At 60.8% G+C, this 9,582-nt stretch carries 10 protein-coding genes; 5 read left to right on the top strand and 5 right to left on the bottom strand.

Features of this window, described 5'->3' with window-relative positions:
• The first annotated feature begins 138 nt into the window (after window positions 1-138).
• The 4 genes from ACILRN_RS13385 to ACILRN_RS13370 all read left to right on the top strand — a co-directional run bounded on the left by ACILRN_RS13385 (window position 139) and on the right by ACILRN_RS13370 (window position 3,697).
• Complete coding sequence (locus ACILRN_RS13385; RefSeq protein WP_395689065.1) at window positions 139-1,278, top strand: ATP phosphoribosyltransferase regulatory subunit; 1,140 nt, start codon at window positions 139-141, stop codon at window positions 1,276-1,278.
• Window positions 1,275-1,964: an ATP phosphoribosyltransferase gene (hisG, locus tag ACILRN_RS13380; protein ID WP_395689063.1), complete on the top strand. Its 690-nt coding sequence runs from the start codon at window positions 1,275-1,277 to the stop codon at window positions 1,962-1,964. The genes ACILRN_RS13385 and hisG overlap by 4 nt, the downstream gene beginning before the upstream one ends.
• A gap of 62 nt (window positions 1,965-2,026) precedes the next feature.
• The gene (locus tag ACILRN_RS13375) at window positions 2,027-2,254 is read left to right on the top strand and encodes a hypothetical protein (protein ID WP_395689061.1); all 228 of its coding nucleotides are present in this window, start codon (window positions 2,027-2,029) and stop codon (window positions 2,252-2,254) included.
• A 237-nt stretch (window positions 2,255-2,491) separates the two neighbouring features.
• Entirely contained in the window at window positions 2,492-3,697 is a 1,206-nt protein-coding gene (locus ACILRN_RS13370) for a lytic murein transglycosylase (protein WP_395689060.1), read from the top strand.
• Here ACILRN_RS13370 and ACILRN_RS13365 read toward each other — a convergent pair whose 3' ends face one another.
• From ACILRN_RS13365 to ACILRN_RS13355, 3 genes are read right to left on the bottom strand one after another with little or no spacing between them, the layout of a single operon-like run.
• Window positions 3,698-4,906 (bottom strand): ABC transporter permease, encoded by a 1,209-nt coding sequence (locus ACILRN_RS13365; RefSeq protein WP_395689067.1) that lies wholly within the window; start codon window positions 4,904-4,906, stop codon window positions 3,698-3,700.
• Window positions 4,906-5,610, bottom strand: coding sequence for an ABC transporter ATP-binding protein (locus ACILRN_RS13360; protein WP_395689058.1), 705 nt, complete (start codon window positions 5,608-5,610; stop codon window positions 4,906-4,908). Before ACILRN_RS13360 ends, ACILRN_RS13365 begins: the two co-directional genes overlap by 1 nt.
• Window positions 5,607-6,878 (bottom strand): efflux RND transporter periplasmic adaptor subunit, encoded by a 1,272-nt coding sequence (locus tag ACILRN_RS13355; protein WP_395689055.1) that lies wholly within the window; start codon window positions 6,876-6,878, stop codon window positions 5,607-5,609. The genes ACILRN_RS13360 and ACILRN_RS13355 overlap by 4 nt, the downstream gene beginning before the upstream one ends.
• A 98-nt stretch (window positions 6,879-6,976) precedes the next feature.
• Between ACILRN_RS13355 and ACILRN_RS13350 the strand changes: the two genes are divergently transcribed.
• Window positions 6,977-7,771 carry an alpha/beta hydrolase gene (locus ACILRN_RS13350; RefSeq protein ID WP_395689054.1) on the top strand — a complete coding sequence of 265 codons (795 nt, stop codon included), beginning with the start codon at window positions 6,977-6,979 and terminating at the stop codon, window positions 7,769-7,771.
• Here ACILRN_RS13350 and ACILRN_RS13345 read toward each other — a convergent pair.
• Entirely contained in the window at window positions 7,761-8,630 is an 870-nt protein-coding gene (locus ACILRN_RS13345; protein ID WP_395689052.1) for an SDR family oxidoreductase, read from the bottom strand. The genes ACILRN_RS13350 and ACILRN_RS13345 overlap by 11 nt on opposite strands.
• A partial coding sequence (gene queG / locus ACILRN_RS13340; protein WP_395689050.1) for a tRNA epoxyqueuosine(34) reductase QueG occupies window positions 8,627-9,582 on the bottom strand: 956 nt, incomplete at its 5' end. The genes queG and ACILRN_RS13345, both read right to left, overlap by 4 nt.

Here is a 9,582-nt window from a genome sequence, read left to right as displayed (position 1 = left end):
GACCTGCGGCTGGGCGCCGAGCTGGCGGGCAACATCGCCAGCCATGCCGAATATGCCGCGCAGCGGCTGGCGCAAGTCTCGGTCCCGGAGGCCGATCTCGTCGCCGTCGTCAAGAAGGCGCTGGCCGGGTGAGGCCCGATGGCCGGTAAATCGCGGCCCGAACGGGAGGCGCTGGAACGCCAGAACGCCGCGCTGATCGCGGTGTTCGAGCGCGCCGGGTTTGACCACATCGCGCCGGACATCATACAGCCCGCGGATATCTTCCTTGAGCGTTCCGGCGAAGACATCCGTGCACGGACCTTCGTGTTCACCGATCCGGCGGGCGCTGAAATGTGCCTGAGACCAGACCTCACTGTGCCGGCCTGCCGCTATCATTTGAGCCATGCCGAAGATCCGTCCGCCGAACGGCGCTATTGCTATCTGGGCCCCGCCTTTCGCTTTCCGGATGAGCTGCTGAGCCCGCAGGAATTCACACAGTCGGGGCTTGAGTGGTTTGGTGCAAGTCAACCTGCCATGGCGGAGGCGCGTGTGCTGAAGCTGACGATTTCGGCGCTCGAGGCAGCAGGCCTATCGCGCTATCGCGTGACCTTTGGCGATGTGGGTCTGTTCTCGGCGCTGCTGGACGATACCGACATGCCTTCGCGCTGGCGGCAGCGGCTGCGCCAGCAGTTCTGGCGCCCGGCCGCCTTCCGCGATCTCCTCGACAGTTTCCAGGCGGTGGGGGAGGCGCGCCGCACGAGCCTGTTTCCGCTGGTGAGCCGGGTTGCCGCGGGCGATGCGCTCGCGGTCGTTGAAGCCGAGTTCGCGTCCCGCAACCTTCCGCTGGTGGGCGGCAGGACGCCGCAGGAGATCGCCGCGCGCCTCGCCGACAAGGCCGCCGATTTGGCGGAGACGCCGCTCGCTGCCGCCAGGGCGCATGCGCTCAACGCCTATCTGGCGATTGCCGGCGAGGCTTCGGCCATGGACGCGGAACTCGCGAAGATCCCCGGTGGGCAGCGTTTTGCCGGCGCCAGGGATTACTACGCCAGGCGCCTGTTCGAAATGGAGGAGCTGGGTTTGAACCCGCGGCGCTTTCATTTCGCCGCCGGTTTCGGGCGCGAGCTTGAATACTACACGGGCTTCACCTTCCAGATCGAGGCCGATACGCCGCATGGGCCCGTCACCGTGGCGGGCGGCGGGCGCTATGACAATCTGCTCTCCGACATGGGGGCGCCGCAACCGGTTCCCGCCGTGGGCTGCGCCATCCACACCGACCGGCTCAAGGCGGTGCTGACATGAGCCTGCTGACGCTTGCCATTCCGTCCAAGGGCCGGCTGATGGAAGAGACGTCAGCGCTGCTGGCGCGCGCTGGTCTCGGCGTTGACCGGCTGGGCGCTGAGCGCGGTTACCGCGGACTCCTGCGCGGCATCGACGGCATCGAGGTGGCGTTTCTTCCAGCCTCCGAGATTGCCCAGAACCTGCATGATGGCAAGCTCGACCTGGGTGTCACCGGCCAGGACCTGCTGGGCGAGAAGCTGCCCGCTGAAAGCCCGGGAGTCGGCATTCTGCTGCGGTTGAACTTCGGCCCGGCCGACGTGGTGGTGGCGGTGCCGGAATGCTGGCTCGACGTTGCCACCATGGCCGATCTCGACGATATTTCCGAAAGCTTCTATGAGCGCCATGGCCGCCGGCTGCGGGTGGCCACCAAATACCGCAACCTGACTCGCCGCTTCTTCGCCGCCAGGGGTGTGACAGGCTATCGCATCGTGGAAAGCCTGGGGGCGACCGAGGGCGCCCCCGCCGCCGGCATCGCCGAGGTGATCGTCGACATCACCACCACAGGAGCCACGCTTGCCGCCAACAATCTGAAAATATTGGATGATGGCGTTATCTTGCGGTCTTGCGCGGTGCTCGCGGCGCGCAGCGCCGTGACAGCGGATGCCCGGGTGGAGAAACTCCGCGGCATGCTGTCCGCGGTCACTTGATTGTGTGAACCATTTGGGTCAAGCTTCGTTACAGTGTTTGAAGAAATCAGGAGAAGCTGCCGATGAAGTCCATGCTGTCCGCCGCCGCCCTGCTTACGGCGCTCGCATCGCCGGTTTTTGCCGAAACGGCAGCCCCGCAGCCTCCGGCGCAGCCGGTCGTGGAAGCCGTTCCGGTGGCCGCCACGCCCGCCACCAGCGAGGAACAAGCTGTGACTGATGCCGAGGCTGAAGTTCAGGCTGCCGCCGAACACCACTGCGGCATGAAGCATTCGGCTGATCTGACCAATTAGTCATCGGCCTTTAGCTTGTCTTGATCCCCGCCGCCCAGCGGCGGGGTCATATTTTTATAAGCATATGTTCTAACACAAGTTTTTGTTATCCTGCGCGGATATGACGGGGTCTGCCGCTGCATGTCATGAATTTGCCGAAAGCGCCGCGTAGCGGGAATTCTTCAGGCGATACCCCTTGCCCGGCCCAGGGCTGGCGCACATGGTTTAATTGATGGGACCGAATCAGGAGATGGACGGATGCGGAATGTGATGAAGGCGGCGGCGAGTCTTGTAGCGCTTACGGTGGTGGCAGGGGCAGCCCAGGCCGCGACCTGCGGCAATTCGGCCAAGGGCTTTCAGGGTTTCATCAAGGAGTTCCGCAAGGAAGCCGCTGCGGCGGGGGTGAGCGAGCGTGGTCTTTCGCTCCTTGACGGCGTTGAATACCAGCCGGCCATCATCAAGAAGGACCGTTCGCAGAGCGTGTTCTCGCTGAGCTTTCTCAAGTTTCAGGACCGCATGGTGTCCGACTACCGGATCAAGGAAGGCCGGGCGATCATCAAGCGCAACAAGAAGCTGTTCGACGCCATCGAGGAGCGCTACGGCGTGCCGGGCGAGGTCCTGGTCGCCTTCTGGGCCTTCGAGACAGATTTCGGCAAGAACCTCGGCGACTTCCCGACAGTTCCCTCGCTCGCCACGCTCGCCTGGGATTGCCGGCGGCCGGAGCGCTTCCGCGAGCAGCTGCTGGGCGCGCTGCGGCTCTATGATAATGGCGACCTCGACCGCGACGACATGCATGGCGCCTGGGCGGGCGAAATCGGCCTCACGCAGTTTCTGCCCAAGGAATATTTCGAAAATGCCGTGGACTTCGACGGTGACGGTCACCGCAACCTGATCAAATCGATCCCGGACGCCATGGCATCTTCCGCCGCCCTGCTGGTGAAGCACGGCTGGCAGGCCAATCAGCCCTATATCGAGGAGGTGACGGTTCCGGCGGACCTGCCATGGGACCAGGCGGACATCGCCATCCAGCATCCGCGCAGCCAGTGGGTGAAGTGGGGCGTCAAGGGCGCGCATGGCAAGCTCAAGGCCGACAAGTTCCCCGCCTCGCTGCTGCTTCCGATGGGCAAGGACGGCCCCGCCTTCCTGGCCTATCAGAACTTCACCGACGCCTATCTGCTGTGGAACGAGTCGCTCGTCTATTCGCTGACCGCAGCCTATCTCGCCACGCGTATCGCCGGGGCCGACAAGCTCGATCCTGGCCGCGCGCAGGTGAATGCGCTGTCCTACGAGCAGATCATCGAATTGCAGAAGATACTCGCCGCGAAAGGGCTCGACGTGGGCGAGGTGGACGGCAAGCTCGGCCGCGCCACCCGACAGGCGGTGAAGCAGGAACAGACCCGATTGGGCTGGCCTGCCGATTCCTATCCGACGGTGGAGTTCCTCGCGGCGCTGAAGCGCGGCTGATCACTCTCGCCGCAGCGCCTCGATTGGATCGAGGCGAGCAGCCCGGCGTGCTGGAAAATAGCCAAACAGCACGCCGATCAGCGCCGAGACGGCAAAGGCCAGCGCAATGACATTTGGGTCAGCACTGAAGGGTACGTCCATCAGTGCCGCGCCACCCGCTGCAATGGCGAGGCCAAGAAAAATGCCGATAATGCCCCCAAACAGCGCGAGCACCACCGCTTCGACAAGGAACTGGGTCAGTACCTGGCTTTCCAGCGCGCCGATCGCAAGGCGGATGCCAATCTCGCGCGTCCTTTCGGTCACTGAAACAAGCATGATATTCATTATGCCTATGCCGCCCACCAGAAGCGACACGGCCGCCACCGCGCCGAGCAGGCTTGTCAGGATATTCGTGGTTGAGGCCATTGTCGCCGCGATCTGTGTCATGTCGCGTATCGTGAAATCATTGTCCTCACCAGGCGCAATGCGCCTCCGTTCACGGAGTATCTCCGCTGCGTCCCGCTGAACGCGCGTTACCTCTGCCGCGTCGGTCACGGAAATAGAAATGGTATTGATGCGGGTGTTTCCGGCGACACGACGATGATAGCTTCGGAGAGGCAGTACAACGATCGAATCCTGATCGCTGCCGAAGGCTGATTGCCCTTTGGAGCCCAGGCGTCCGATGATCTCACAGGAGAAATTGCCAACCCGGAGACGCTCACCAATGGGATCCTGCGCTCCAAACAATTCCCGGACGATGGTCGATCCCACGAGGCAGACCGATGAACCCGAACGGATTTCGCCTTCGGAAAAGGGGCGCCCTTCTTCGATCACCCAGTCCTGAACGGTGAACCAATCTATGGTCGTACCAGTCACTGACGTATCGTAATTGAGCGCACCGTAGACAACTTTCAACTGCTTTTGTGCAGTTGGTGCAACGCCGCGTACAGATGAAAGACCATTTTTCAGCGCTGTAACGTCCCGCTCGTCGAAGGCGCGGCTGTCACTCGCGCTGCCCGGTCCAAAAGTGCTCTGCCCCGGTCTCACAATCAGCATGTTGCTCCCGAGCTTTGCCAAATTCTCGCGCACCTTGTCAGATGCGCCAGACCCCAGGGTCACCATGGCAATGACTGCTGCAACGCCAATCACGATGCCGAGGAGCGTCAGCACTGAACGCAGGGCGTTGCGGCGAATCGAAGACATTGCAAGCTTGACAGTTTCCCAAAGCATCATGCGGCCTTTTGTTCACTATCACTGGAAATATGGCCATCGACGAAATGAATGAGGCGTCTTGCGTAAGCTGCCATGTCTGGTTCATGAGTGACCATGGCGACGGTGATACCGCGATCAGCATTCAGTCCGGCGATCAGTTCCATGATCTCGTGGCTGCGTTGTGTATCGAGATTCCCGGTCGGCTCATCCGCCAGCAGCAGAAGCGGGTCCGTTACAATTGCGCGGGCAATAGCGACGCGCTGCTGCTGGCCGCCGGAAAGCTCTCCGGGGGTATGGTGTTCGCGGCCTGCAAGCCCCACGCGGCCCAGCGCCACTGCTGCCCTGTCCCTCCGCTCCGAGCGTGCCATGCCACGATAGATGAGGGGCAATTCAACATTCTCGATCGCAGTGGTGCGGTTCAAGAGATTGAAGCCCTGAAATACAAAGCCGATGTAGTTGCGACGGAGCAGGGCGCGCTGGTCGCGGTTCAGGCTGCCCACATTTATACCCAGGAACCTGAACTGCCCGCTGCTTGGGCGGTCGAGGCAGCCAATGATGTTCATGGCTGTCGATTTGCCTGAGCCTGATGGGCCGGTGATCGCAATGAATTCGCCCTGCCTGATCTCCAGATCCACTCCTGCGAGAGCCTGAACGAGGCCGCCGCCGGTCCCATAGTTCCGACCGACGTTCAGGAAGGATATCAGCGATGCGGAGGCGTTCACGAGCCTCCTGCCTTTGCAGATACAATCACTGCATCTCCCGGCTTGAGTTCACCGGACAGGATCTCCGTATCCTTGCCGTCCGATACGCCTGCATGAACCTTCACAGACTTCGGCTGACCATCTTCGAGAACATAAAGCATGCGTTCCCCATCAGCTGGAGGCGGCGCAGATTTCTCGCTGCGAGGCATGCGCGGTATGAATAGACTGGTTATGCTGAAGCTCTGGCTGGTCTGGGGCCTCGGTGGTGCGTAGCGCAGCGCGGCATTGGGTACGGCGAGCACATCTTTCACTTCTTTGACGATGATCTGTGCCGTCGCGGTCATGCCTGGGCGCAGCAGGAGATCATCATTTTCAACTGTGAGAACTGCCTTGTATGTGACGACGTTGTCATTGACCTCGGGCGAATATTCAACTGTATCAATGACTGCTGGAAAACTTTGGCCTGGATAGGCATCGACCGTAAAGCTTGCGGTCTGGCCGCTCTTGACATCTCCGATGTCGGCTTCATCGATGTCAGCTTCAAGTTGCATGCGCTGCAGATCTTCCGCCAGTGTGAACAGCACCGGAGCCTGGAGAGAGGAAGCGACAGTTTGGCCCGGTTCAGCGGTCCGTTTCAACACGATACCATCGACAGGCGAAAGAATACGGGTCTTGGTGAGGTCGGTTTCGGTCATGGCGAGTTCGGCTCGTGCCACTGCGATATCGGCCTGGGCGGCAATCACACCAGCCTCGGCCCGGTCCTGGGCCGCTCGCGCCGTATCCAGATCAGCGGTAGAGGAAATACCCTGACTGCTCAGTCGTTCTGCGCGTCTGAATGCAGTTTGTTTTTCGACAAGTGTTGCTTTTGCGTCGGCAAGTCGGGCCTCGGTGGCGGCGACTGCCGCCTTGTCGCGCGCAAGCTCAGCCTCAAGTCGTTCAGTGTCGAGCTGGGCCAGCACATCGCCCCGCTTCACCAAGCTGTTGGCCTGAACATTGACTGATCGGATGACGCCGGAACGTTCACTCGACACCTCAACCTGAGTGGTCGGCTGGATGTTGCCGGTGGCCTGCACCTTGACCACCAAAGTCTTTTGCTCAACCTGAGCGGTCGTATAGCTGACTGCGCTTCCCGCATTTGGCCGGAACAGCAACCAGGCTGCGATAGCCAGAATGGCGATGCCCACGCCGAACCCGATCAGACGTACCCGCCGGCGGTGTCGCTGGTCACTGCCGGTCAGCCCCAGCACGGCGGCAACTTCGGTCTCCCCGCGCGGGGTCTGAATGTTCATGTATTTCAATACTTTCTGTTATTTCAAAGGCGCAAACACCAAGGCCGGCCGGAACCCTGCCGACTTGCAAGACCCGCAATCACTGATATGACCCCGGTATGACCGATATCAAGTTCGAAAATCTTCAGGATGGTCTGCGCATTGCCTATCGGATTGATGGTCGCAGTGATACGGGCCGTTGCGGCTTTGTTTGGATGGGTGGTTTCCGGTCTGACATGACTGGTTCCAAGGCTGAAACCCTCGCCGCTCTGGCGCGCGAGAGCCGTCGGCCCTGCCTCAGGTTTGATTACTCCGGCCACGGCGCGTCCGAGGGATCTTTTGAAGCAGGAACGATATCGGCGTGGCTCGATCAATCGGTTCACATGCTTCTCAATCATACCCGTGGCAGCCAGATCGTCGTCGGCTCCAGCATGGGCGGCTGGCTGGCGCTGCTGCTCTATCGTCGTTTGCAGCAAGTCGACCGCCAGGCCGCCCGCCGCATTGCAGGACTGGTGCTGCTTGCCCCCGCTGCCGACATGACCGCAGATTTGATGTGGGACAAGTTCCCGGAAGCCCTGCGCTCTGAACTTGCCAGAACCGGTGTATGTGAGCGCCCGTCACTTTATGGCGAGCCCTATGTGATCACCGCTGGCCTAATCGATGATGGCAGGCAGCACCTGAGGCATCATGAAGGGCTGGTCATCCACTGCCCGGTACGCATCCTCCAGGGTGATGAGGACCCCGATGTGCCGCCTGATCATGCCATGAAGGTTTACCGGACCATTTCCGGATCAGACGTTACTCTGACCCTGATCAAGGGGGGCGATCACCGGTTATCGACGCCAGGGTCCCTCGCACTGCTTCGGGAAACCGTGCTGAGACTCGCTGAACGCTCTGACGGACTTAGCGTTTGAGTTCGGCTGCCAACGCCGTAAGGCCCTCGCGATAGCTCGGGTAGGCAAGCTTCACACCAAGTTCAGTCTTGATGCGTCTATTCGAAACACGTTTCGAATCCGCATAGAAGCTGAGCGCCATCGGTGACAGGTTCGCCTCGTCGAAGGGAATGGCAGGGGGAACGGGAAGACCCAGAAGTCTTGCACCGAATTCGACCACATCCTGAGGGGGGCAGGGTTCATCATCGCAGACATTGTAGGCGCGACCGGGACGAGGTTGCGCGATCGAGGCTTCGAGTGCGGATGCGATGTCTTCCGCGTGAATACGGCTGAAGATCTGCCCTTCCTTGATCACGCGTTTGGCGCTTCCGTCCAGAAGTGAAATGAGTTGGTTGCGGCCAGGACCATAGATGCCTGCCAGGCGGAAGACATGGACTGGAAGTCCGGTCCTGTGCCACGCGTCAAGCCATTGTGTCTCGGCCAGGAGGCGATAATGGCCACGCGTCGTGTTGGGTGTGAGTGGGGTCTCTTCCGTAACCAGGCCACCCCCATGGTTGCCATAGACACCGGTCGTTGACAGATAACCGAGCCATTTGATTTTTATGCCAAGTGCATGGAGTGCTGCGCCGTGATTGCGGAGAATGATGTCGCCCCGCTCATCGGGCGGAGCCGAGACGAGCACGTGGGTGACACCATCAAGGACTTCGGTGGGCAGGGCCTTGTCGCCGTCAAGGTAGAGCGCGCGGAAGCCGAGCGCTTGGATCGAGTCAAAGCCTGCCTTGCTGCGGCTCGTTGCGCTGATCGTCCAGCCGCGCCGGGCAAGACGCGGCGCAAGCGTGTGGGCTGAAAGACCAAGGCCAAAGCACAGCAGGTGGGTCATGCATCCTCCCATTCACGGCGGACATCTGCGTCTGTCTCAGTCTGCAACTGGCGCTCGCGCAGCATCCTGAATTCGGTCGTTGAGAGTAGCTTGCCTAGCGCCCACACGGCCATGGCGCGAACCAATGCCGAAGCATCTCCGATCACCGCCAGCACGTCAGGCACGAGACTGCTGTCGCCACTATTTCCAACCGCGATCAGTACGTTGCGCAGAAAACGATCACGGCCAGTCCGCTTGATGGGAGAACCCGAAAACAGTTTGCGAAAGGCGGGGTCGTCAAGACGAAGCAGGTCCCTTAGTGCTGGTGCTTTCAACTCCTCGCGCGCCAGCAGTTTCACCTCGCTGGCCGTTTCGGCATATTTGTTCCAGGGGCAAATGGCCAGGCAGTCATCACAGCCATAGATCCGATTTCCCATCGCAGAACGGAATTCGTGCGGGATGTGACCCCTGTGCTCGATGGTGAGGTAGGAAATGCAGCGCCGTGCATCAAGCCTGTAGGGGGCAGGAAATGCGCCCGTAGGGCAAATGTCCAGGCAGGCGCGGCAGGAGCCGCAGTGATCGGTTTCCGGTTCGTCAGGCTCGATCTCGGCCGTGGTCAAAATGCTGCCAATGAAAAACCAGGATCCCAATTCCCGCGAGACCAGATTGGTGTGTTTGCCCTGCCATCCGAGCCCTGCTGCCTGCGCCATGGGTTTTTCCATCAGAGGGGCTGTATCAACAAAGACCTTCACTTCGCATCTGCCGTGCTGCACTAGCCACTGGCCTATACGTTTAAGCTTGCCCTTGACCACATCATGATAGTCCCGGTTGAGTGCATAGACGGATATTGTTCCACTCTTGGTGTTTTTCAGTCGGTCAAGCGGGCTCATATCCTGAGCGTAATTGTAGGCCAGCATGACGGCGGTCCTTGCACTGGGCCACAAGCGGAGCGGGTCAGCCCGCCGTGCCTCCG

Origin of the sequence: Aestuariivirga sp., from assembly GCF_044238155.1 — a bacterium.
Taxonomy (GTDB): Bacteria; Pseudomonadota; Alphaproteobacteria; order Rhizobiales; family Aestuariivirgaceae; genus Aestuariivirga.
Note: the sequence above shows the minus strand (reverse complement) of the source record. Positions and strands in the feature narration are given on the sequence as shown.